This is a genomic window from Proteus sp. G2300 (genome assembly GCF_009915965.1).
Taxonomy (GTDB): Bacteria; Pseudomonadota; Gammaproteobacteria; order Enterobacterales; family Enterobacteriaceae; genus Proteus; species Proteus vulgaris.
In genome coordinates, this window is sequence record NZ_JAABNK010000003.1 from 122,838 (window position 1) to 145,695 (window position 22,858).

Annotated in this window: 19 protein-coding genes and 1 tRNA gene; 10 read left to right on the forward strand and 10 right to left on the reverse strand. The window is 38.2% G+C overall.

The features are described from left to right. Nucleotides 1-85: 85 nt before the first annotated feature. Together glnE and GWI97_RS00875 are read right to left on the reverse strand one after the other, a co-directional pair. Complete coding sequence (glnE, locus tag GWI97_RS00870) at nt 86-2,923, reverse strand: bifunctional [glutamate--ammonia ligase]-adenylyl-L-tyrosine phosphorylase/[glutamate--ammonia-ligase] adenylyltransferase (protein ID WP_161751804.1); 2,838 nt, start codon at nt 2,921-2,923, stop codon at nt 86-88. 26 nt (nt 2,924-2,949) lie between these two features. Then, on the reverse strand, nt 2,950-3,873 hold the full coding sequence (locus tag GWI97_RS00875; RefSeq protein ID WP_103005093.1) for a CYTH domain-containing protein: 924 nt from the start codon (nt 3,871-3,873) through the stop codon (nt 2,950-2,952). A 219-nt stretch (nt 3,874-4,092) separates the two neighbouring features. On the opposite strand from GWI97_RS00875, the gene GWI97_RS00880 reads away from it, so the two are divergent. Together GWI97_RS00880 and GWI97_RS00885 are read left to right on the forward strand one after the other, a co-directional pair. Continuing rightward, nucleotides 4,093-4,713, forward strand: a complete 621-nt coding sequence (locus tag GWI97_RS00880; RefSeq protein ID WP_036934173.1) for a TIGR04211 family SH3 domain-containing protein — start codon at nt 4,093-4,095, stop codon at nt 4,711-4,713. Between the two features lie 27 nt (nt 4,714-4,740). After that, nucleotides 4,741-5,979: a multifunctional CCA addition/repair protein gene (locus tag GWI97_RS00885; protein ID WP_036934175.1), complete on the forward strand. Its 1,239-nt coding sequence runs from the start codon at nt 4,741-4,743 to the stop codon at nt 5,977-5,979. Here GWI97_RS00885 and folB read toward each other — a convergent pair whose 3' ends face one another. Further along, a complete protein-coding gene (gene folB, locus GWI97_RS00890) occupies nt 5,980-6,330 on the reverse strand; it encodes a bifunctional dihydroneopterin aldolase/7,8-dihydroneopterin epimerase (RefSeq protein ID WP_161751809.1) in 351 nt (116 codons plus the stop codon). Nucleotides 6,331-6,434: 104 nt separating this feature from the next. Here folB and plsY point away from each other — a divergent pair, with 104 nt between their 5' ends. Continuing rightward, on the forward strand, nt 6,435-7,091 hold the full coding sequence (plsY, locus tag GWI97_RS00895) for a glycerol-3-phosphate 1-O-acyltransferase PlsY (protein WP_023582777.1): 657 nt from the start codon (nt 6,435-6,437) through the stop codon (nt 7,089-7,091). 70 nt (nt 7,092-7,161) lie between these two features. Here plsY and tsaD read toward each other — a convergent pair whose 3' ends face one another. Further along, a complete protein-coding gene (tsaD, locus tag GWI97_RS00900; RefSeq protein WP_036934179.1) occupies nt 7,162-8,184 on the reverse strand; it encodes a tRNA (adenosine(37)-N6)-threonylcarbamoyltransferase complex transferase subunit TsaD in 1,023 nt (340 codons plus the stop codon). Nucleotides 8,185-8,526: 342 nt separating this feature from the next. Here tsaD and rpsU point away from each other — a divergent pair, with 342 nt between their 5' ends. The 6 genes from rpsU to GWI97_RS00930 all read left to right on the forward strand — a co-directional run bounded on the left by rpsU (nt 8,527) and on the right by GWI97_RS00930 (nt 14,821). Continuing rightward, nucleotides 8,527-8,742 (forward strand): 30S ribosomal protein S21, encoded by a 216-nt coding sequence (gene rpsU / locus GWI97_RS00905; protein ID WP_001144069.1) that lies wholly within the window; start codon nt 8,527-8,529, stop codon nt 8,740-8,742. Between the two features lie 112 nt (nt 8,743-8,854). Further along, entirely contained in the window at nt 8,855-10,603 is a 1,749-nt protein-coding gene (dnaG, locus tag GWI97_RS00910; protein ID WP_036934182.1) for a DNA primase, read from the forward strand. Between the two features lie 193 nt (nt 10,604-10,796). Further along, nucleotides 10,797-12,650, forward strand: a complete 1,854-nt coding sequence (gene rpoD / locus GWI97_RS00915; protein WP_036934184.1) for an RNA polymerase sigma factor RpoD — start codon at nt 10,797-10,799, stop codon at nt 12,648-12,650. Between the two features lie 333 nt (nt 12,651-12,983). Further along, nucleotides 12,984-13,060 (forward strand) — tRNA-Ile (locus GWI97_RS00920). Between the two features lie 596 nt (nt 13,061-13,656). Then, nucleotides 13,657-14,016 carry a hypothetical protein gene (locus GWI97_RS00925; protein WP_036934186.1) on the forward strand — a complete coding sequence of 120 codons (360 nt, stop codon included), beginning with the start codon at nt 13,657-13,659 and terminating at the stop codon, nt 14,014-14,016. A gap of 88 nt (nt 14,017-14,104) precedes the next feature. After that, a complete protein-coding gene (locus GWI97_RS00930; RefSeq protein WP_036934188.1) occupies nt 14,105-14,821 on the forward strand; it encodes a scabin-related ADP-ribosyltransferase in 717 nt (238 codons plus the stop codon). A gap of 378 nt (nt 14,822-15,199) precedes the next feature. On the opposite strand, the gene GWI97_RS00935 is transcribed toward GWI97_RS00930, so the two are convergent. Both GWI97_RS00935 and GWI97_RS00940 read right to left on the reverse strand, forming a co-directional pair. Next, entirely contained in the window at nt 15,200-16,729 is a 1,530-nt protein-coding gene (locus GWI97_RS00935) for a methyl-accepting chemotaxis protein (protein ID WP_087803403.1), read from the reverse strand. Between the two features lie 607 nt (nt 16,730-17,336). Then, on the reverse strand, nt 17,337-18,866 hold the full coding sequence (locus tag GWI97_RS00940) for a methyl-accepting chemotaxis protein (RefSeq protein ID WP_087803401.1): 1,530 nt from the start codon (nt 18,864-18,866) through the stop codon (nt 17,337-17,339). A gap of 423 nt (nt 18,867-19,289) precedes the next feature. Between GWI97_RS00940 and GWI97_RS00945 the strand changes: the two genes are divergently transcribed. Continuing rightward, nucleotides 19,290-19,970, forward strand: coding sequence for an HAD family hydrolase (locus GWI97_RS00945; RefSeq protein ID WP_036934195.1), 681 nt, complete (start codon nt 19,290-19,292; stop codon nt 19,968-19,970). Between the two features lie 65 nt (nt 19,971-20,035). Here the strand turns inward: GWI97_RS00945 and GWI97_RS00950 are convergent, their stop codons facing one another. From GWI97_RS00950 to GWI97_RS00965, 4 genes are all read right to left on the reverse strand, one after another. Next, nucleotides 20,036-20,611 carry a TerD family protein gene (locus GWI97_RS00950; RefSeq protein ID WP_036934197.1) on the reverse strand — a complete coding sequence of 192 codons (576 nt, stop codon included), beginning with the start codon at nt 20,609-20,611 and terminating at the stop codon, nt 20,036-20,038. 79 nt (nt 20,612-20,690) lie between these two features. Further along, nucleotides 20,691-21,269: a TerD family protein gene (locus GWI97_RS00955; protein WP_006536043.1), complete on the reverse strand. Its 579-nt coding sequence runs from the start codon at nt 21,267-21,269 to the stop codon at nt 20,691-20,693. Nucleotides 21,270-21,322: 53 nt separating this feature from the next. Further along, nucleotides 21,323-22,363: a TerC/Alx family metal homeostasis membrane protein gene (locus GWI97_RS00960; protein WP_036934200.1), complete on the reverse strand. Its 1,041-nt coding sequence runs from the start codon at nt 22,361-22,363 to the stop codon at nt 21,323-21,325. 34 nt (nt 22,364-22,397) lie between these two features. After that, nucleotides 22,398-22,853 carry a tellurite resistance TerB family protein gene (locus GWI97_RS00965; RefSeq protein WP_036934202.1) on the reverse strand — a complete coding sequence of 152 codons (456 nt, stop codon included), beginning with the start codon at nt 22,851-22,853 and terminating at the stop codon, nt 22,398-22,400. Nucleotides 22,854-22,858 lie beyond the last annotated feature (5 nt).

Below are 22,858 nucleotides of genomic sequence, written 5' to 3' on the forward strand. Positions count from 1 at the left end.
ACATTTATTTTTAAAATAAGCCGAAATAATACCATAACTTGTTAAGCAAAAAGAGATACTCATAAGCGTTCCAGCTATCCCTCCCTTATTCTTGCTCACCAAGCCACTTTTGTTTACTTTTTAATACCTGTTCTCGCTCTACAATAAAACAATGATTATCCACAATCGCAGGTAACGCTTGTAGCGCAAGATGGTGCAATTCATTACGCAATGTGACATAAGCATGTGTTAAAGCTTGCGCTTCGTCCTCATCCATGACTTGGTATTTTGCCATTAACTCAAAAATACGCACATTATCAGACCACCGTGTTAATGCGGGATATTGATGAGAAAAACGCAATACCAAATATTGTGCGATAAATTCAATATCTGTAATACCGCCTGATGAGTTTTTTAAATCAAACTTGTCAGCTTGTGTTGGTGCAAGATGTTTCACCATTTTTTGGCGCATTTCGCGGACTTCATGTTGTAATACATTGGCATCACGTGAAAGACACAATGTTTCGTGGCGAATACGAGAAAACATCTGTTGTAATTGGTCATCCCCATAAATCATTCTTGCACGAATTAAGGCTTGATGTTCCCATGTCCATGCTTCATTTTTCTGATATTCATCGAAAGCTTGGATCGTACTTACTAGCATTCCTGATTCACCAGATGGACGTAAACGCGCATCGACTTCATACAATACGCCAGAGGAAGTTCGCGTACTAAATAAATGGATAATGCGTTGAGCTAGGCGCAGGTAAAACTGACGAGCATCAATCTTTTTTGCCCCCGTTGTCACGATATTCATTGGACAATCTAATAAAAACACCAAGTCCAAATCAGAGCTATACCCTAATTCCCATCCCCCTAATTTACCATACCCAATAACGGCAAATCCCAGCCCATCACGATTGGCTAAATGTTCAGGCTCACCATAGCGTTTCACCATATACGACCAAGCTTGATGAACAACAGCATGAATGATGGCTTCCGCTAGATACGTCAGGTGATCGCTGACTTTCATCACAGGTAATACCCCTGTAATATCTTCCGCTGCAATACGCAACAATTGCGCTTGTTTAAATTGGCGTAGTGCTTCTAGTCGTTGCTCTTCATCTTCTTCTGGCACACGTAATAAATATTGACGTAACTCATCACGATACGCATCTAAAGGTAGTGGCTGGTAGAGGGAGTTAGGATCAAGCAATTCATCTAACAGTAAAGGATGAAGTGCCAACTGTTCCGCAATCATTGGAGATGCTGCACATAATCGTATGACATGAGTGAGAACTTCATCAGACTCTTGCATCAACTCTAAATAGGTTGTGCGACTGACAATGCTCAATAGTAACGGGGTGACTCGTTGTAACATGACTAACGCTGGAGATTGCTGGCAAATCTTAGCCAATAATTTTGGCATTAATGTATCAAGAACATCTCGCCCTCTTGGTCCTATCGTTCGCTTACCAATATCTTGGCGAAATATCTGTAATGTCTGATTAATCGCATTCAGTGACTCAACGGTGAGTGATTGATGAAATAATGTCGAAGTTTCAGGCAAACGTCCAAGTAACCAAAGACGTTTAAACTCAGAAGTATCTTCTTCTTCATTTTCATCTTCTTCACCAATTAATTGCGTGAAAATAACAGAAACGGCTTGCATTTTGTGGTTAATTTCTTGATAAAGCATTTCCCAGTTATCATATCCCATGGCAAAAGTGAGTCGTGCTTTATCCTCTTCACTATCTGGTAAGGTTTGCGTTTGCTGATCGTCAATGGATTGTAATAAGTTTTCTAATCGACGAAGAAAGAGATAGCTTTCAGCTAATTGCGCGGTTTCTTTTTCTGTTAATAATTCAAGCGTTGTGATCGCCTTTAATACTGTTAATAGTGAGTTACTCTGTAAATCAGGCTCTCTGCCACCGCGAATTAACTGAAAAACTTGTGTAATAAATTCGATTTCACGAATTCCACCTGCACCGAGTTTGATGTTATCAATCATGCCACGGCGACGTACTTCACGACTTATCATGGATTTCATATTTCGTAGCGATTGAATAACACTGAAATCAATATAGCGACGATAAACAAAAGGACGTAGCATTTGACGTAAAACTTGGCAATACGCTTTCTTTTCTGCCCCTAATACGCGCGCTTTGATCATTGCATAGCGCTCCCAGTCTCGCCCTTGCTCTTGGTAATAATCTTCAAGCGCTGCAAAACTCATTACCAAAGGCCCACTTTCTCCAAATGGACGCAATCGCATATCAACACGATAGACGAAGCCATCAATAGTGTGTTGATCCAGTACTTTAATCAACTTTTGGCCTAATCGTGTAAAAAACTGGGCATTATCAAGTTCTCGACGTCCACCTTGTGTAAATCCATTTTCAGGATAAGCAAAAATTAAGTCGATATCGGAAGAAAAGTTAAGTTCAAATCCGCCTAATTTCCCCATGCCTAAAATCAGCAATGGTTGAGGTTTACCTTCACTATCACAAGGCGTTCCCCATTGTTGGCAACATTGCTGATAAAGCGTATCTCTTGCAACACAAATGAGTGTTTCAGCCAGTACGCTTAAGTGTTTTAGCGCACAAGGTATATCGACTAATTGGAAAAATTGTAACCATGCTATTCGTATTAATTGTTGATGACGAAATTGACGCAATATCCGCATAACAGCATCTTCATTATCAATATTGGCTAACATAGCTGTTAATTGAGTTTCATAATTCTGCCATTCAACACCCGAGGGGGGATTTTTCCTGATATCAGTCAACCATTGAGGATTAACGCGTAAATGCTCTGTTGCAAACGGGCTAAAAGCAAAAAACTGTTGCTCTGATTCACTAAAAGGCGCTAACGCATTTAATTGAGCAGAAAACCCACACTGTGCTTTATCCCACAATGATTGAAATACACTGATAACAGACATAAATAGACTCTCACGTTGTCAGGAAATTAAGCAATAGACAATAACCATGCCGTAGAAGATAACTTAAAGTTCAACCATAAAACATGATAATAGTCGGTTGCAGTTGTAAATGTTAACGGCGAAATGGCATTGAGTGAATGTTGCATAGAAGCAGGCAAATCAGCCTGTTTTTTACACCAGTCAGAAAATAACGCTAACATTGCTGGCATAGTAATTGTTGGTGGAATTGGATTAGCAAAAATGGCCTCTTCCAATGCCTGTATTGCACTTAGCCATTTAGTGAGTTGTTGAGCTGTTGTATCACTGGGAGAAAGGTTTACTACACTCAACGATAACGATGGTTTATCTTTTGCTAGATAATAGCCTCTCGCAGCTTTACTGCGGGAGGCAAGGCGTAATCCGCCTTTTTCACCTAAATACGTCGCTAATGCAATAACATCTGACACATTGCCTTTTTTAAGTTCTAGCTCAAACTCTTCAATAGGTAATTCATATTGTTCGGTACGGATCGTGCCTTTATCTAAAACCACCTCAATTTGGCTATTTTGGTACTCGACAAGCCAGATTTCACGATAAAAATCCGTATGAAATAGCACATTAAGTCGAGATTCCAATAAAGCAATATCAGTCTTTTCTGGCCAAATTTCAGTAGGGAAACGCGCTAATTCTAATTTAGGTTGTGCTAATTCAACGTTATATTCTGGACGTTGATGTAACCCAGCAACGACGTTGCCTGCTGTTTTAATCGTCATCTCATAACTTTCATCAACACCACGAATACGTAATCCCATATCCCAACGACGAATTTGATTATCAGCAGTCTCAAAGTAAAGATTAGTCAGCTTTTTAGGAGCAGAATGCTGATGTGGTAAAGTCAGAATGCGCTGAATAATATGAGGAATAGCGGCAGGTATGGCACTCATTTTGAGTTCAGTTTCTAATTGGCTCATTCTATTTCCCTTAAGTAAATCAATTGATTAGTAAAATATTTGACGCATTTTCATTTAGCAAGTGATAGCCTAATAACAATAATGAATAAAAGGCAGATTATCCCTATATTCTACCAGTTAAGACTGTTCTCATTCTGGTTTACTATTTGCTTACGCAAACTTTACTCTTTAGTATCAGTAAAAATATTCTCTTGTATAGATAAAAAAGTTGAAAACATAATGCGAAAATTACCCTTACTTTTTATTTCCTTACTTGGCTTAGGTATCTCTCTGAGCTCACACGCAGAAACTCGCTATGTTTCCGATGAATTATCCACTTATGTGCATAGTGGACCAGGAAATCAGTATCGAATTGTTGGCTCTTTAAATTCAGGTTCAACAGTGACTGTACTTTCTCGTAATGCGGCAACGGGTTATGTACAAATTAAAGACGATAAAGATCGTACTGTTTGGTTGCCAGAAAACCAACTGAGTACCCAACCAAGCATGCGTACTCGTATTCCTGCTATGGAAAAAGAGATCCAAACACTGCGCGATAAACTGGCGAATATCGATCAAAGCTGGAATCAACGTACTATAGATATGCAAAATAAAGTTTCAAACAGCGATGACATTATCAACGGATTGAAAAAAGAAAATGAGCAGATGAGAACAAAACTTGCTGTTGCTGAGAAAAAACTTGATTTTGCTAATCAACAGTTAGATGACAGACAACGCGACATCATCTTACAGTGGTTTATGTATGGTGGAGGTGTTGCCGGTGCAGGTCTTATTTTTGGTCTGATCCTTCCGCATATCATTCCTCGTCGCCGTAAACGCAACGATCGTTGGATGAACTAACATTCAGCCAAAAGGAATCATGATCCCGTGAAAATATATCTGGTTGGTGGCGCTGTACGTGACCAATTATTACAGATGCCAGTAAAAGACAGAGATTGGGTCGTTGTCGGCGCAACACCTGAAGAGCTGTTACAACAAGGCTATCAACAAGTTGGGAAAGATTTTCCCGTTTTTCTTCATCCTGATACACACGAAGAATATGCCCTTGCGCGCACGGAGAGAAAATCAGGCTCTGGCTACACGGGATTTACCTGCTACGCGGCACCAGATGTTACCTTAGAAGATGATTTAGCCCGTCGAGATCTCACCATTAACGCTATTGCTTATTCTGCCGATAGCGAATATGTCGACCCTTATCACGGCATAGATGACATCAATGCAAGATTACTTCGCCATGTCTCTGACGCATTTTCAGAAGATCCCTTAAGAGTTCTACGTGTTGCACGATTTGCGGCTCGATTTGCGCCTTTAGATTTTAGCGTAGCACCAGAAACGCTGCAGTTAATGAAAGTAATGGCGCAAAGTGGCGAACTAAATGCATTAACGGCAGAACGCGTTTGGAAAGAGACTGAAAAGGCCCTTGAGAGTCCTGCACCTCAGGTTTACTTCGAAGTTTTACGCCAATGTGGTGCTTTAAAAATTCTTTTCCCTGAAATTGATGCCCTGTTTGGTATTCCTGCCCCTGAAAAATGGCATCCTGAAATTGATACCGGCCTTCACGCTATGATGGTACTTAATATCGCTAGCCAATTAACAAATGATATTGCTGTACGCTTTAGTGCTTTATGTCATGATTTGGGAAAAGGATTAACACCACCTGAAAAATGGCCTCATCATCATGGACATGGTCCAGCAGGTGTACCTTTAGTTGAAGCATTATGCCAACGCTATCGTATTCCAAACCATATTCGTGATCTGGCTCGCTTAACAGCAAAATTTCACGATCATATCCATCGTATTGATAGAATGCGCCCTTCTAAAATAATCCGCTTATTTGATGCCATTGATGCATGGCGAAAACCTGAACGGGTTGAGCAATTAGCGATGGTGAGTGAAGCTGATGCAAGAGGACGCAAAGGATTAGAAAATCTCGTTTATCCTCAGCGCACGTTTCTTTGCCAAGCTTTTGCAATAGCCAATAGCGTAGATATAAAACCAATAATTGAAAGTGGATTAAAAGGCAGTGCAATACGAGAGGCGTTAACAAAACAACGAGAAGTCGCGATTATAGAATGGAAATCGCGACTTAATCAGGATAACGAATAATTAAGCCTTACGCTTAATAATTACCCCCACACTTGTCGCTTGAGCTACTGCACCAGGTTTAGCTAATTTAATTTTTACTCTAGGCACAGAAAATTGAGTTATCAAGAGCTGCGCCACTTCTTCTGCAACACGTTCAACCAGCTCAAAACATCGTGTCTCAACATAATTAATGATTGCATTACTTACACTGGCATAGTCTAAACAATGAGCAACATCATCGGTTTGGGATGCGCGTTTGTTATCCCATTCCATTTCGATATCGAACACTAATTTTTGTTTTATGTTTTTTTCCCAATCATAAACACCGATTGTGGTTATTACTGATAATTGCTCAATAAATACGATATCCATCACGTCATCTCTTATTTTTTCTGCTCATCGGATACCACTTCCGATGAAATATGCGTATTATCCATACATGCCTAACGAACTTACATAAACATTGGAGAATACAAATGAGTGCTAACGCACTTGGAATGATCATCTTCGCCTACTTGTGCGGCTCAATCTCCAGCGCGATATTGATTTGCCGACTGGCAAGATTACCTGATCCAAGAAAATTTGGCTCTGGCAATCCCGGAGCGACCAACGTCCTACGTATTGGTGGAAAAGCAGCCGCTGCGGCAGTTCTTATCTGTGACGTCCTAAAAGGGATGATCCCTGTTTGGCTCGCCTATTATTTAAATGTGCCTCCTTTTTACCTCGGCATTGTTGCCATCGCTGCTTGTCTTGGTCATATCTACCCCGTTTTCTTCCACTTTAAAGGCGGAAAAGGGGTTGCTACGGCCTTTGGGGCTATTGCCGCCATTGGTTGGGATTTAAGTGGCCTTATTGCTGGAACTTGGTTACTCACCGTATTACTCAGTGGCTATTCATCGCTTGGCGCTATTATCAGCGCATTGCTTGCCCCTTTTTATGTTTGGTGGTTTAAGCCAGAATTCACTTATCCCGTTGCTTTACTATCATGTCTGGTACTTTACCGTCATCACGACAATATTCAACGTTTATGGCGTGGCCAAGAAAGCCGGATCTGGCATAAGTTAAAAAAGAAAACAGAAAAAACAGAAAAAGAGATTATTCAAGAAGCTAAAGAGCAAGAAAAAGAAGATTAATCTCACTCAGACCTAAAGATAAATTGCACAAAAAAGCCACTTAATAGTGGCTTTTCTTTATACTGATACGCTATTTATTTTCCAGTGCAGGCAATTGCGCTAATGGCCAACGAGGCCTAACCGTCACACTTAGAGGGCCTTCAGTACCGCCTTTAAAACGGATCATGCCTGCTAATGCGATCATGGCGCCATTATCGGTACACAATTCAGGACGAGCATAGAAAACTTCCCCACCTAATTGCTTCATCACCGCTTCCATTTTAGCTCGCAATGTACGATTTGCACTCACGCCACCTGCCATCACTAAACGCTTAAAGCCGGTTTGCTCTAAAGCTCTACGACATTTTATCGCCAAAGTATCAACGACAGCATCTTCAAAAGCACGAGCAATATCAGCACGAGTTTGGTCTGAGTCATCATTTTGGCGAATGGTATTAGCAGCAAACGTTTTTAAGCCTGAAAAGCTAAAATCAAGACCAGGTCGGTCTGTCATTGGGCGAGGGAAAACAAATCGCCCTTCGGTGCCTTGTTGTGCCATTTTCGATAATACAGGGCCTCCGGGATAATCGAGTCCCAGTAATTTAGCTGTTTTATCAAAAGCTTCTCCAGCGGCATCATCAATAGACTCACCTAATAAAGCGTATTCACCTATTCCTGTCACACTAATTAATTGTGTGTGACCACCTGACACTAACAACGCGACAAAAGGAAATTCAGGCGTTTTTTCTTCAAGCATTGGTGCTAATAAATGGCCTTCCATATGATGAACCGGAATAGCGGGAACATCCCATGCAAAAGCTAATGAACGCCCGATAGTTGCCCCCACAAGTAATGCGCCAACAAGACCTGGGCCTGCTGTGTAAGCAACCGCATCAATATCTTTTGCCGTTAAATTTGCTTCTTTTAGTGCAGCTTGGATAAGAGGCACTGTTTTACGGATATGATCCCGCGAAGCAAGCTCAGGCACCACACCACCATAATCAGCGTGCAGTTTAATTTGACTATAAAGTTGATTCGCTAATAAACCGGCCTTATCATCATAAATTGCAATACCGGTTTCATCACAAGATGTTTCAATACCTAAAACTCGCATAACGCTTCCAAATTCTTCTTCGCAGACACGCGTAATAAATCAATTGTACCATTATTTCGGTGATTTTATACGCCTTCGCAACATCTTTTACATACCAGCATGTGACAAATTCCTTTTTCTGGTCTATAATTATTCACCTATTTTAAGTGATTTAAATGTGTGGTTAGCGACTTTCGCTTTTTGTGTACTCACTAAAAAGACACAAAAGTGAGAGTTTGCGTTTCAATTTTGTGCATCTCTTTACAAAGTGCCCTGCTTTGAAGTAAAATTCCGCACCATTTTAAATGTCGGCTGGCTTAAATAATGCCAGCGCAAACCGATTTCTATTGAGGTGAGAGGCACATGCCGGTAATCAAAGTACGTGAAAACGAGCCATTTGACGTTGCTCTTCGTCGTTTCAAACGCTCTTGTGAAAAAGCAGGCGTATTAGCAGAAGTTCGTCGTCGTGAGTTTTATGAAAAACCAACGACTGAGCGTAAACGCGCTAAAGCATCAGCAGTAAAACGTCACGCTAAAAAATTAGCTCGCGAAAACGCACGTCGTACTCGTCTGTATTAATATTTTGCGGCTTATACCGCAACATATGCAGACACTGTAGTCGCAGTTAAAGGCCGTGCTTTCTTATGAGAGCGCGGCTTATTCTCGTTCAACAACAGGCGTAAAAGGGCTTATGGCTGGACGAATTCCACGTTCATTTATTAATGATTTGCTGGCTCGAACCGATATCATCGATCTTATCGACGCTCGTGTGCCGTTAAAAAAACAAGGCAAAAATCATTCAGCGTGTTGTCCGTTTCATAACGAAAAAACGCCCTCATTCACAGTAAATAGCGACAAACAATTTTATCACTGTTTTGGTTGCGGTGCGCATGGCAATGCTATTGATTTTTTAATGAACTACGACAGGCTCGATTTTGTCGAAACCATTGAAGAGTTAGCAGCAATGCATGGGTTAGAAGTTCCTTATGAATCAGGGACTGGCAGTAGCCCAATTGAACGACATATAAGACAAAATCTCTATCAAGTGATGGAGAAATTGAATCAGTATTATAGTAGCGCACTCAATAAGCCCGATGCTCAGGAAGCTAGAAATTACCTCACGCACCGTGGTCTTAGTGAAGATATTATTAGTCGTTTTTCTATTGGATATGTACCAAGTGGCTGGGATAATGTCCTAAAGCGATTTGGTCAAAATGCCGATAATAAAGCCCTACTTCTTGAAGCAGGCATGGTAATAACTAACGATAATGGTCGTACTTATGACCGTTTTCGCCAGCGAGTCATGTTTCCCATTAGAGATAGACGTGGTCGTGTTATTGCCTTTGGTGGCCGTGTTTTAGGCGATGATTTACCTAAATATTTGAACTCACCAGAAACAGAGATATTCCATAAAGGCCGTCAACTTTACGGCCTTTACGAAGCACAACAATCTAATAATAACGTTACAAAGCTATTAGTTGTTGAAGGCTATATGGATGTTGTGGCATTAGCGCAGTTTGGTATTGATTATGCCGTTGCCTCATTAGGAACCTCTACAACAGCAGAACATATTCAGTTGCTCTTTAGGACAACGGATAACATTATTTGTTGCTATGATGGAGATAGAGCAGGACGTGATGCCGCATGGCGTGCATTAGAAACTGCACTTCCTTTTTTAAATGATGGCCGTTCTTTACGTTTTATGTTTTTACCTGAAGGAGATGATCCAGATTCATTGGTACGTCGTGAAGGTAAAGACGCCTTTGAAAAACGTATGGAGCAAGCGCATTCATTATCAGAATTCCTGTTTGATTCACTCGTTCCGCAAGTGGATCTAAGTACTCAAGAAGGCAATGGTAAGTTATACAGTTTAGCTCGACCATTAATAGATAAGATCCCAAGTGAAACTTTACGTCTATATTTATTAAGAGAGCTTGGAAGCTTAACGGGAAATCCCGACATTGAGCAAATGGATCGTTTATTTGGTAGAACATCGGTAAATCACGAACTATCGTATCAACCGACAATATTACGCCCAACACCCATGCGTATATTAATTGCCCTATTGATACAAAACCCAGAATTCTCTAAATTAGTACCCCCTCTTGAGGGATTGAATACAGAAAAAATTGCAGGTTTGTCACTCTTTATTGAACTTGTTTCAGTTTGCCAAGCACAACCAGGCCTTAATACAGGGCAGATTATTGAACTCTACAGAGAGAATAAATTCGGTAAACAGCTTGAAAAGTTGGCAATGTGGAACGATATAGATATAGATGAGATTGCAGAAAAAACCTTTACAGACACGTTAGATCATCTTTTTCTAACCGCAATGGACGAACGTTTAAACGCTCTTATTGCAAAAGAGAGAACAGAAGGCCTAACGCAAGATGAACGCGAAGAAGTCCAATTGATAATACAGGCACGCGTTAAAAAGTAAATACAGAATACAGAATTAAGATTAAAAACACGGCTTAATTGCCGCTATCGGTAGGTACTAAAAACCTACATTTGCTACGCTGAGGGGACCGTAGCAATCGACAATGAAAATGCCCCTCCGTAGTTATTGTTGGCTGAACAGTTATCGCCGACCGACACCAACCCAAATTACTTTGAAGTGTGGATACCGTCTTATGGAGCAAAACCCGCAGTCACAGCTGAAGCTACTTGTTACTAAAGGTAAGGAGCAAGGCTACCTGACCTATGCTGAGGTCAATGACCATCTGCCGGAAGATATCGTCGATTCAGATCAAATCGAAGACATCATCCAGATGATTAACGACATGGGCATTCAGGTTATGGAAGAAGCACCTGACGCCGATGATCTGATGCTGGCAGAAAATTCAAATGACACTGATGATGATGCGGCAGAAGCCGCGGCTCAGGTACTTTCTAGTGTAGAATCTGAGATTGGCCGTACAACTGATCCTGTGCGTATGTATATGCGCGAAATGGGTACGGTTGAATTGCTTACCCGGGAAGGTGAAATTGATATCGCAAAACGTATTGAAGATGGTATTAACCAAGTTCAATGCTCTGTTGCTGAATATCCAGAAGCAATTACTTATCTTCTTGAACAATACGATCGTGTTGAAGCTGGTGAAGCACGTCTTTCTGACTTAATTACTGCGTTTATCGACCCAAATGCCGAAGAAGTGGCAGAAAATGAAGTGGTCAATTTAGGCAAAAGTGACGATGACGTTGACGATGCTAAAGACGAAGATGAAGACGAAGATGAAGATGGTGATAATGACAGCGATAGCGATGATGATAACAGCATCGATCCTGAGTTAGCTCGCCAGAAATTTACTGAGCTTCGTGAACAATATGAAAAAACTCGCCAGACTATCAAGGCTAAAGGTCGTAACCACAAAGACACCGAACTTGAAATCTTATTGTTATCTGAAATTTTCAAACAGTTCCGTTTAGTACCGAAACAGTTTGACTATCTGGTTAACAACATGCGTGACATGATGGACCGAGTACGAACTCAAGAACGTCACATCATGCGTCTTTGTGTTGATCAAGTTAAGATGCCTAAGAAAAACTTCATTACGCTGTTTACCGGTAACGAAACCAATGACACGTGGTTCACTGCCGCTCGTGCAATGAATAAACCTTGGTCTGAAAAACTGGCAGGTATTGAAGAAGAAGTACAACGTAGCTTACAAAAGCTACAACAAATTGAAGTTGAAACTGGTCTGACAATCGAACAAGTTAAAGATATTAACCGTCGTATGTCTATCGGTGAAGCAAAAGCACGTCGTGCGAAAAAAGAGATGGTTGAAGCGAACTTACGTTTAGTTATCTCTATCGCGAAAAAATATACCAACCGTGGCTTACAGTTCCTTGACCTGATCCAAGAAGGGAATATCGGTCTGATGAAAGCGGTTGATAAATTTGAATATCGTCGTGGTTATAAATTCTCAACTTACGCAACATGGTGGATCCGCCAAGCAATTACTCGTTCAATCGCTGATCAGGCACGCACAATCCGTATTCCTGTTCACATGATCGAAACGATTAATAAACTGAACCGTATCTCTCGTCAAATGTTGCAAGAGATGGGACGTGAACCTTCACCAGAAGAGCTTGCTGAACGCATGCTGATGCCTGAAGATAAAATCCGTAAGGTACTGAAAATCGCTAAAGAACCAATCTCCATGGAAACCCCAATCGGTGACGATGAAGATTCACATTTAGGTGATTTTATTGAGGATACGACTCTCGAATTACCACTGGATTCTGCAACATCAGAAAGCTTACGTTCGGCAACGCACGAAGTATTAGCTGGTTTAACATTACGTGAAGCGAAAGTCCTGCGTATGCGTTTTGGTATCGATATGAATACTGACCATACTTTGGAAGAAGTAGGTAAACAGTTTGATGTTACCCGTGAACGTATTCGTCAGATTGAAGCAAAGGCACTGCGTAAATTACGCCACCCAAGCCGTTCTGAAGTATTACGTAGCTTCCTTGACGAGTAATTAACTTACTCTCAATCAACGTTATAACAAACGCCAGTGATATCACTGGCGTTTTTTTATCACTAATCACTAAAGTTATCTCTATTTTAGCGACTATTATTGAGTGCTTTGCAACAACCTCTTTCTGCAACGCACATTTATAAAAAATAGCCTTTTTATTTATAATATTACACATCGGCCTAAGCTTATCTCTCCATTCCAACACTAGGTTATTGATATCACAGTTATTCTCTATTTTATTTTTTTATTGTTTAGATTGAACATAAATTGCGCATACAGTCATTCAAAGGCTAGACCTCGTGTCAAATGGCACGTATAATCACACTCCATTAAGGCCCCTTAGCTCAGTTGGTTAGAGCAGTCGACTCATAATCGATTGGTCACTGGTTCAAGTCCAGTAGGGGCCACCAAATTTTAGCTGTTAAATCAGCACATTAAGCCACTTTGGGAAAAGTGGCTTTTTTGTTTTTATAGATCAGTGGCGACAAAATAGCAACAGAGCTTAATTGATGAATCTATTCTCCATAAATTAAAATAAGAAATATTTAATTTATAAAAGACAAGAAGTTTTAGTTTCAAAATTCTATAACGCTTTGAAAAATAAATACTCTCGCGTAAAATGTGGATCATCAATTCCACGTAATGTAACTACTTCTATTATTAATATATAATTCTTTTTTCTACTCTTTAAACTTTGTTCTTTTATTAATAGAAAACTAAAATCTGTTAAACGCCAAATATTCCCCCAGAAAAAACACAACATATTATTTTTTATTTATTTAAGCCAGATAAATCTTCAAGTAATACTTTCATTCTATAAGTATTATTTTTCCATTAATAATATGTTAAAAAAAAACATTTTTTTAAAAAAACCACCTATGTATATTTAGATCGTTTCCATTATTTTGATATAAAGATTAAACCTAACAGTAAATATCAACTATTTAATTAATGGAATAAACAACAATCAAATAAAAATATGGTAAATAATATATAGAGGTTATAAATGAAAAAATTACTTATTATTAGTCTTCTTTCCTTTTCATCATTTTCACATGCCGGTATTGATTTTGACGGCTATTGCAAAAAATTAAATGGAAGTGTAAAAAATGGCAAAATTTCCAGTCTCATGGTTGTAACTAATAGTTATAACGATGGGGAAAAACCAGTATTAACAGCCAATATAAAATTTGCACCTAAAACTGGTGACGCCTATCATTATGGTATTATGTACAATGCCTCTACACTTTACGATATCGCTAAAGTTTCATTTCTGACACAAGCAGATATAGTCATATGCGTTGGGAGTGAAAAAAAAATTCCTGGTAAGGATAGCTTATATATGATTGGGTTATCAAAACATTAATTATCCTAAAATAAAAGAAATTATAACTAAATAAAAAAGGAAAATAATATAGCACGATAAAATTTTTATAAAACTACAAGAGGTTATAATGAAAAAAATAATTTTAATTATATTATTTATTTTATTTAATATACAACTATCATATGCTAGACCTGTCAGTAAAGTATATCGAGCGGATTCAAGACCACCAGAAGAGGTTTTTGAAAAAGGATTTGTCGCTTGGGGAAATAATATCAATTTTCATGCTCATGTAAATGGTGTTTCAGGGAGAAGAGGAAGTAAAGATTCTGCATTTATTCCGACAACATCAAGTTTTAAATCAAGTGAAAAATTTGCAAAAGATTTGCTCAATGTCTCAAGCGAAAATAAATCTTATATTTATAAGATAAGACCAACAAATAATTTTTATTCTGCACTTGAAACCGTCTATTATTATCATGATCAAATTAAAGAACGTGTCAGTGACATACTCAGAACCGTATTAACTGAAGAACAAGAATATTCTGCATATATAAATATTCCAAATCAATTAATAGAGCTTGTTACTATCTACACAAAAATAGGTAGTGATATTATTGAAGAAACAATTCCAAACCCTCATTATTCACCAGAAGAAACCCATTCATCTGATGAACCATATAAAGGTTATAACCCATTAAAGATAGATAATTTACCTCACCTTGTAATGGGGTTATCCATGACTAATATAAACAATGAATTAGCAGAGGCATCCGCAGTACTACCGTCATCTTCATTTACTTGGGGGTCAGTACTAAGTACCGTTATGGAAGTAGCAGAATTGTAATTAATAACATCGAGTAACTTGAACCATAAATGCCTCATATTTGCACATTCTATATTGACTAACATAGCTTCATCTTTCGGGTTCTCACCTATAGGTAAGAACCCGTTTTCATCCTAATTCAAATTTAAAATGAGTTAATTAAATTATTATTTATTTTATTGTAATTAAAAATTAATCAGATAAAAAACTTTCTTTTATATAAGTAAGATTAGTAATACGTGCAGTTTTATTTCTCTACTATGTTTTTTATTAATGAGATAACAATAGAAAAAGAATAAAAAAGTATGCTAAATAATCACTCAATAATAAAGCTCACTCTTGTTTTTCACTTAGAGTGAGCCTGATTTAGATATGATATTTAATGACTAGTTAAATTTATTAGTATTGTTCTTTAATTTGAAAGACGGACACTTTATCAGTTAAATTTTGTGCTTTCTCATCTAAAATCATTGTCGAAGTCGCCCCCTGTTCAACCAAAGCTGCATTTTGCTGCACAACAGAATCCATTTGGTTAATGGCTACGGCTATCTGCTCAATGCCCACTTTTTGTTCTTCTGATGCAATACTAATACCCTGCATAATATCGCTGACTTTAGTAATAGAAGAAACGATGTCTTGCATATGTTCACCTGTTTTATTGACTAATTCACGACCATGCGCCACATCAGCTACGGACTCTCTGATGATTTGGTTAATTTCACGCGCAGCATCAGCACTTCTTGCCGCTAAATTTCTCACTTCTGTTGCAACAACAGTAAATCCACGGCCTTGCTCACCCGCACGAGCTGCTTCAACCGCAGCATTTAATGCAAGAATATTAGTTTGGCTTGCAATGTTATTAACCACATCATTGATTTCAGCAACTTTTAATGTTCCTACTTCGATCTTTTTCATCGAGCTAATTGCATCATTCATGATATTAGAACCATCAATCGCTAAATCACGCGTTTCCGCTGTAATAGAGTTTGCTAAAATCGCATTATCGGTATTATTAACAACAGCAATTTTTATCTCTTCCATACTGGCTGCTGTTTGTTGTAGGGCACTTGCTTGCTCCTCAGTGCGAGAAGAGAGATCTTGGTTGCCAGAAGCAATCTCTGCTGAGCTCTTTTTGATCTCTAATGCTTCTTCTTTAACAAGTTGAATAGTAGATGTTAGCGAAGTTTGCATATTGCCTACATTAGAAAACAAAGTTCCAAATTCATCATTTCGTTTCTTCGGTAAGGTAAAACTTAAATCCCCCTCTCCCACTTTCTGCAAAATGGCAGATAATGTATTCAGATTAAAGATAAACGTTTTATTTACCCATCGAATGACAATATAAAGAAGAACAAGGATCACGCCAAGCGCAATGATAGTTGTGTAAATCGATAGCTGCACCATCCAAGCTTGTTGTGCTTTAATATCATCATTTACACCTTTAGTGATCACTAGATATTCATCAAAAAGATCTGAAAGTCTAGAAAAGTCATTTGATAGATTGGTTTCTGTATAAGCTAATGTATCAATAGGTGCAATAAGCTCATCAAGAAGGTAATAGAATAAGACTGAAAGTTGTTCTGAGTTACGTTGCGCATCAGGGCTTATTTTCTTTTCTTCTACCCAATGCGTGATAGTTGCTTTTGATTTTGTTGCCAACTCTTTTGCTTCAACAACAAGTGATTTAATCGTTTCTTGCTTATCTTCATTCGTCATTGTTTTCAATAACATCAGGTAATTGACGTGAGAACGAATAGTGGCTAATTCATATCTCGCTTCTTGAACATTATTCAATCTAGTATTCAAGGAATCCAATGATGCAAAGTTTCCTTGCATTCGATAAATAAAAAATGACGACAATACTGATGATAATAAGAAAATGACTAACAGTATAATGGAACCTACTTTAGCTGATCTTTCAATACTCATGAAATAATCCACCCCGGCAATTAAATAATACAAATGTACTCATTTATCGGCACGAAATAGATTTTATTTACTTATTAATCAGAATTATCGACACAATGCTTTATCTACATTCTCAATCAATGATGTTAATTAGTTTTTTCTGCTTATTTTTACATCTTAATCTAGATGATATACCAATATGAAATAATATTTTGGTGTTATTAATTAATTACTCTGGCTGGAAAACGCTTCTGATTGAAATGACATGCAGATAACTCTTTTGTATTTCGCACAAAATGACAAACATCACGAATAGATTAATATTTTTTAAGTATTTTACGAATTAGCTCATAAAGGTGTAGGGAGCCAACTTGCATTTGGTGATGTAGGCGAGGGTTTTGTTAAATTTAATATGTCAACTACCTTTGTACAACCGGTTACTGAAAAAGCAGGAACGGTCAGTATCCCAATGTGAGCACGTTATATTCGTGTTGATAACCGCTTATCCGCAGAGGTTCTGCCAATGGTGCGACGACCTTTATGATTGAATATTATTAATCCCTTATTCCGTTTACCAGAATAGAATAAAAAACCACTCTGATAGTTAATTCAGAGTGGTTTTTTATCATTATAATGCTTGCTCTTCTATTTGAAACACTGCCACATTATCCATCAATACCTGCGCTTTTTCGTCTAACATCATCGTTGAAGATGCACCTTGATCCACTAAAGAAGCGTTTTGCTGTACAACGGTATCCATCTGATTAATTGCCACTGCAATTTGTTCAATACCAACACGTTGCTCTTCTGAAGCAAGACTTATCCCTTTCATAATATTGTTTACTTTTGCAATTGAAGCGACAATTTCTTGCATGTGTTCCCCTGTTTTATTAACAAGCGAAGTTCCTTCAGCCACATCTTCTATAGATGCTTTTAATATCTGACTTATTTCTTTTGCCGCATCTGCACTTTTAGAGGCTAAATTTCGCACCTCTGCAGCAACTACGGTAAAACCGCGTCCTTGTTCTCCTGCTCTTGCAGCCTCTACTGCAGCATTTAACGCTAAAATATTTGTTTGACTCGCGAGATTATTGATGACGTCATTAATCTCACCCACTTTTAACGCACCTTGCTCAATCTTTTTCATCGACGAGATAGCTTCTTTCATCACACTAGCACCATCTCTAACGATGTCATTGGATTGATTAATAATCACATTCGCTTCTTGGGTGTTTTCGGTGTTATTAGCTACTGCCGTTTTAATTTCTTCCATACTAGCAGCTGTTTGCTGCAGTGCGCTCGCTTGTTCTTCAGTACGAGAAGAAAGTTCTTGATTACCTGATGCAATTTCCGAAGCACCTCGTTTTATCTCTAAAGTTTCTCTTTTTACCGTAAGAATGGTAGAGATTAATGCTTTTTGCATATTACCAACATGAAAAAATAGCTCACCAAACTCATCTTTTCTCATTTTAGGTAAAGTAAAAACTAATTCACCTTTACCCACTTTATTTAAAATATCAGACAGCGAATGAAGATTAGAAATAAATATTTTATTTACCCAAATAATAACAAAACATAAAATAAACACTAAAATTAGTAATGAAATAATGGTTGAGTAAAGAGAAAATTCAACCATATTTTTTTGGTTATTAATAAGAGAAGCACTATTCTTAGCTTTAATAGCAACGTAATTATCAAATAAAGTATTTAATTTTTCAAAATCCTGGTCAAATTCTTTATCCTTTACTTTTATTGCCCCAGGATCGTTTGATATAACAATTAATCTATCAACTAAATTATAAAATAATTTTGCGATAGCATCGACGCTTTGCTGTGCTTCTATACTGACTTTTTTCTCTTTTACCCACTCGCCCATTGTTTTTTTGGCTCTTATGGCTATATTTTTATTTTTCTCAATAATTTCAATATATTTTTCATTTGCCAATGCGGTATCTTGCGCCAAGAAATTTACATTAGAACGCATAATTGCTAATTCATAGCGCGCCATCATTACGTCCGTATAACGTGTTAGCAGTGTTTCCACTTGAGTAAAATTATTTTTCATTTTATAAATAAAGAATGAAGATAATGCAGAAGATATAATAAAAACCAAGAACAATACAGACGCACCTATCTTAGCAGTTCGTTTAATACTCATAATAAAAACACCTATATGTATATATCGATAATATTTATTTTCTTATCGACTAAGATGTTTTTTTATTTAATTAAAACAAGCATTTATAAGTTAATGTTTTTTATTTTCAAAAAATGAATCTATCAATAATCAATCACTCTACTTTAAATAAATAATCATTTATTTTTACTTTATAAAATATTCCAACCAATATTATTAATAATAAAAAGCCTGCTTTTTATCAAAAGCATGGGTATTCCTATTGGACGGTAAAATTTATTTTTTATTCACCATATAAATAATGCCTTACTCATTCACAATCAAAAAAAAGAAAAAATACTTTATTTTCAACAAGTCACAGACACACTATCTCATTTTGAGAACAATGATATAATAAGTGAAATATTTTTTTGAACTCTGATGATTTACGGAGCCTTACCCTCTATGCAACCCCAATTTGAAAACGCGAAAAATACCGTAAAAACGTTATCAGTGTTTGACTTTGATGGCACGTTAACCTATCGCGACAGTTTTATTCCTTTTCTAAAATTCGCCTTTGGAAGACGTAAATTCTCACGTCGTTTAATTAAAATGGTGTTGCCTACATTACGTTGCTTTAGACGCAAACTGACTCGTGATGAATTAAAAGAAGTGCTTATTAAAACCTTCTTAACCAATATCGATGAGCAATGGCTAAAAGAGAAAGCAGAAGAGTTTTGTCAACTTTACTGGACCAAGTTAATGCGCCCTACTGGCTTATTAGCAGTCGCAGAAGAAATCAAAAGTAATGCTCAAGTCACTATCTGCTCTGCATCACCTGCAATGGTGCTACAGCCTTTTGCTGATAGACTAGGGATTAAATTGATAGGCACCACACTTGAAGTTGTTGATGGAAAATTGACGGGCAAAATTATCGGGAATAACTGTCGCTGTGGTGAAAAAGTTAAACGATTAGAAGGTGTCTACGGGGATTTAACGCAATATCATATGAAAGCTTGGGGGGACTCTCGTGGTGATTATGAATTGCTACTCGCGTCTCAAACACCTCATTGGCGCCAGTTTCATACCGGTCGTCGCAAATCTAAAAACTCACCAATTAAAGTGTCCGTAAAAAAAGAATCTTAGTCGCTGACTGTTCTCTTATCAATACAAACAACAAGCCCCCGCTAATGCGAGGGCTAAATAAAGTCTTAGATATTTACGCCGTGCTGTGCCGCTAATGCACCTAATCCACCGGCAAAACCTTGGCCAACAGCTTTGAATTTCCACTCTGAACCATGACGATATAACTCACCAAAGATCATTGCCGTTTCTGTAGAAGCATCTTCAGAAAGATCAAAGCGTGCAATCTCAGTATTATTGTCGTTGTTATAAACGCGCATAAAACTGTTGCTTACCATACCAAAGTTTTGTTTACGATTTTCAGCATCATAAATAGTGACTGCAAAGACCAGTTTTTTCACTTCAGCAGGGACTTTTGATAAAGTGATTTTGACTTGTTCATCATCACCATCGCCTTCCCCAGTACGGTTATCTCCTTGGTGTTCAACGCTTCCACATTGACTCACTTTGTTATTAAAGAAGATAAAACTGGCGTCTGAAAGTACTTTTCCATCTTCACCAACCATGAATACTGACGCATCTAAATCAAATTCTGCGCCATCTGTCACGCGGGCATCCCATCCTAGACCAACCATAGCAACCGACATTGTTGGTGCTTCTTTAGTCAGAGAAACATTACCACCTTTAACGAGGGAAACTGCCATATCAAAGCTCCTACTTTATTGAATAAACTAGCAATCACTTCTTATGATTGCCAGTGGTTAGTATCTTACAAATCAGCTATCAAGAGGCATTAATACCGTATTGAGCACAAACTGAGCCTAAACCACCCGCGTAACCTTGGCCTACTGCACGGAATTTCCACTCTGTACCATGACGATATAACTCGCCAAATAGCATTGCAGTTTCCGTTGATGCATCTTCCGTTAAGTCATAACGAGCAACTTCAATTTGGTTGTCATCATTAACTAAACGAATAAATGCACCTGAGACTTGGCCAAAGCTCTGACGACGAGCTTGAGCATCATGGATAGTGACAACGAAGATAACCTTATCGACATCGTTCGGGATCATGTCTAATTTGATTTTCAACGCTTCATCATCACCATCGCCTTCACCTGTGCGGTTATCACCAGTATGCACAACTGAGCCATCAGCAGATCTTAAATTGTTATAAAAAATGAAATCGGCATCGCTACGCACTTTTCCATTTGCAGCTAACAGAAATACAGACGCATCTAAGTCAAAATCTTGACCATCTGTAGAACGGGCATCCCAACCTAGTCCGACAAGGACGTTTTTCATCGTTGGGGCTGCTTTGCTCAGAGAGACATTACCACCTTTAGAAAGAGAAACGCTCATTTTATAACCTCTTTAGTTTTGTTTTTAATATTCTGATTTCTCAAGAATATTTATTAATTTGTCTTACCTTCATCATCTTTTTTCTCTGGAAATACAAAGCTTGCAATAATACCCAGAGCAAGAACCCCCAGCACAACAAATAGGCTAGTTGTCGCGGAAATGCTATATCCATGTTGCCAGATATGATCTGTTGCATTTAAACCCAATTTTGCAGCAATAAAGAACAACAGCACAATAACCGCTTTTTCAAGGTAAACGAGATACTGTTTTAACGCTTCTAACACAAAGTAAAGCGTACGTAAGCCTAAAATTGCGAACATCATTGCACTATAGACAATTAAGGGTTCACGGCTTACTGCGATAATAGCGGGAACCGAGTCGAAAGCAAACATCACATCAGAAAGCTCCACGACTGCTACACACAGCATAAGCGGTGTTGCATATAACGCAGCTTTTGTACCACGGCCGATAGTGATATCTTTGTTTTCAGGTTTCGCTAATTCAACATCCACTTCTTTTTGTGTTAATAAGAACGCGTGTCCAGTGATTTTTGGCCATATAGGAAAAAATCGTTTTACTAAGCGATAAGCAAGATGTTGTGAATAGTCTTCAATTTCTTCACTATCATCACCACTTTTCAGCATCATAACTGCCGTCCAAGCAACGATTAAGGCAAATACTATCTCAACATATGGTCCTAAACTTAACAGTCCTGTACCAATGGCAACAAAGATCCCACGGAATACAATCGCACCGATAATACCCCAATAAAGAACGCGGTGACGAAAGCGGTCTGGTACGGCAAACCAAGAAAAAATCGCCATCATGACAAACAAGTTATCAACAGAAAGCACTTTTTCTAACGCATAACCTGTTACGAATAAGCTCGCAACTTCTGCACCATGGTGAATATAAAGGAATCCTGCGAATGCCATAGCAATAGCAACCCAGAATATAGACCAAAATATGGCATTCTTTAACGTTATCGGCTTATCAGCACGATGCATGAATAAGTCGACAAAAATAGCGCCAATCGCAAGTACTACAAAGACAATGACAGTTTCTGTCGGAAAACCAATATGTGTGGATACCATAATAATTCCTGAACGGTTCCCTATATTAAATTAATTACAAACCAAATTCTGCGGGCTCAAAGCCTAATGCAATGGCAATAGCACGCACCGCTTCTTTTTCATCATTGTCAAAATCACCATCACTTTTCGCAACAGCAATACCGACACGAATAGCTAATTGTGCAGCTTCTGGTTGATCTTTCATTGCCAGAATATACTTCATCGTTTCGCCTTTACCGACTTCGGTATCGAATTCGAAACTAGTAATTAGCTTATTAAAGAATTCGATCACCTCAGAGGTATCAAACACTTTAAGTTCATCCGATGCTTTTAAAAAACCGAGCATCTTCTGTTTTTCTTCAGAACTCACACCGTCGCTGGCGATGGCGATACGCGCACAAACAGCCACCGTACCTTGCATAAATTTTTTGTTTTTAAAGCGACCAACTTGCTTTGCTAACTCAGAACGGCCCGTATTAAAACCTTCTTTTAATTTGTTAAAAAAACTCATGTTAT

Excerpts from the sequence above, each read along its gene's own strand:
- glnE (WP_161751804.1), bottom strand. The coding sequence starts at position 2,923 with ATGTCTGTTATCAGTGTATTTCAATCATTGTGGGATAAAGCACAGTGT.
- GWI97_RS00875 (WP_103005093.1), bottom strand. The coding sequence starts at position 3,873 with ATGAGCCAATTAGAAACTGAACTCAAAATGAGTGCCATACCTGCCGCT.
- GWI97_RS00880 (WP_036934173.1), top strand. The coding sequence starts at position 4,093 with ATGCGAAAATTACCCTTACTTTTTATTTCCTTACTTGGCTTAGGTATC.
- folB (WP_161751809.1), bottom strand. The coding sequence starts at position 6,330 with ATGGATATCGTATTTATTGAGCAATTATCAGTAATAACCACAATCGGT.
- plsY (WP_023582777.1), top strand. The coding sequence starts at position 6,435 with ATGAGTGCTAACGCACTTGGAATGATCATCTTCGCCTACTTGTGCGGC.
- tsaD (WP_036934179.1), bottom strand. The coding sequence starts at position 8,184 with ATGCGAGTTTTAGGTATTGAAACATCTTGTGATGAAACCGGTATTGCA.
- rpsU (WP_001144069.1), top strand. The coding sequence starts at position 8,527 with ATGCCGGTAATCAAAGTACGTGAAAACGAGCCATTTGACGTTGCTCTT.
- dnaG (WP_036934182.1), top strand. The coding sequence starts at position 8,855 with ATGGCTGGACGAATTCCACGTTCATTTATTAATGATTTGCTGGCTCGA.
- rpoD (WP_036934184.1), top strand. The coding sequence starts at position 10,797 with ATGGAGCAAAACCCGCAGTCACAGCTGAAGCTACTTGTTACTAAAGGT.
- GWI97_RS00925 (WP_036934186.1), top strand. The coding sequence starts at position 13,657 with ATGAAAAAATTACTTATTATTAGTCTTCTTTCCTTTTCATCATTTTCA.
- GWI97_RS00930 (WP_036934188.1), top strand. The coding sequence starts at position 14,105 with ATGAAAAAAATAATTTTAATTATATTATTTATTTTATTTAATATACAA.
- GWI97_RS00935 (WP_087803403.1), bottom strand. The coding sequence starts at position 16,729 with ATGAGTATTGAAAGATCAGCTAAAGTAGGTTCCATTATACTGTTAGTC.
- GWI97_RS00940 (WP_087803401.1), bottom strand. The coding sequence starts at position 18,866 with ATGAGTATTAAACGAACTGCTAAGATAGGTGCGTCTGTATTGTTCTTG.
- GWI97_RS00945 (WP_036934195.1), top strand. The coding sequence starts at position 19,290 with ATGCAACCCCAATTTGAAAACGCGAAAAATACCGTAAAAACGTTATCA.
- GWI97_RS00950 (WP_036934197.1), bottom strand. The coding sequence starts at position 20,611 with ATGGCAGTTTCCCTCGTTAAAGGTGGTAATGTTTCTCTGACTAAAGAA.
- GWI97_RS00955 (WP_006536043.1), bottom strand. The coding sequence starts at position 21,269 with ATGAGCGTTTCTCTTTCTAAAGGTGGTAATGTCTCTCTGAGCAAAGCA.
- GWI97_RS00960 (WP_036934200.1), bottom strand. The coding sequence starts at position 22,363 with ATGGTATCCACACATATTGGTTTTCCGACAGAAACTGTCATTGTCTTT.
- GWI97_RS00965 (WP_036934202.1), bottom strand. The coding sequence starts at position 22,853 with ATGAGTTTTTTTAACAAATTAAAAGAAGGTTTTAATACGGGCCGTTCT.